Annotated in this window: 1 protein-coding gene; it reads right to left on the bottom strand. The window is 61.6% G+C overall.

What is annotated here, in order from left to right:
* Nucleotides 1–170 precede the first annotated feature (170 nt).
* The gene (locus BJG92_RS17990; protein WP_232085340.1) at nt 171–407 is read right to left on the bottom strand and encodes a hypothetical protein; all 237 of its coding nucleotides are present in this window, start codon (nt 405–407) and stop codon (nt 171–173) included.
* Nucleotides 408–679: the final 272 nt, after the last annotated feature.

The following is a 679-nucleotide window of genomic DNA, read 5'->3' as shown; positions in this document are numbered from 1 at the left end:
CCCCCGCCGTTAGGCTCGGGGCATGGGCACTAGAGACAAAAGTGGCGGGTACTTTTGCAGGTCATAGTCCTATTTGTCGCCCGGGATCGTCGGCAGCGTCCTGGTCTCCAAGCTGATACCGCAGACTGAATGGGTGATGTTCCTTCCCATGTGGCTGGCTGCCGGGATGATCAGTATCCGGGATCACGCGTCCACTGCCCCGTGGCTTGGTAGAGGACCACGAAGACGCCTGCCATGCAGGCTATGGCGGCGGTGATCGCCGCAAGCGCAGCCGGACTGAAACGGCTCGCAACGACCATGGCGAGGACCCCAGTCGCCATGATTATCCAACCCACGACGATACCCGCCTTCATGACCCTTGCGACGGGCTGGCGGGCGGGGATCGCGGGGCTGGCTTTGGACTCCATCTGGGCACCCTACCCATTCGCATTCTTAAAAACGATCGTTTGCTGAGTGGTAGCGTGGCGCCAGCCGCGGAGCGGCTGAATCCCGGAAATTAACGTGTGACTTTCGGCGATAAATGGCGGCTTTTTCACGGCGCTATTTGGCGCTTGGTGCAGCCCGCAAGGGGATCGGCTTACGAGACGCGGCGTAAATTGCTTAGGACACGGACGGCCCAGGGTGCAGATCAAAGTTGCCGACAAGCTCGGCCAGCAGCCGGTGGCCCTCGGCCGTAGGG

It is taken from the genome of Arthrobacter sp. SO5, from assembly GCF_020532805.1.
Taxonomy (GTDB): Bacteria; Actinomycetota; Actinomycetes; order Actinomycetales; family Micrococcaceae; genus Arthrobacter.
This window is presented reverse-complemented; position numbering and strand designations above follow the sequence as displayed.

Bases quoted from the DNA above. Each gene is read 5' to 3' on its own strand.
- BJG92_RS17990 (WP_232085340.1), bottom strand. From the start codon at position 407: ATGGAGTCCAAAGCCAGCCCCGCGATCCCCGCCCGCCAGCCCGTCGCA.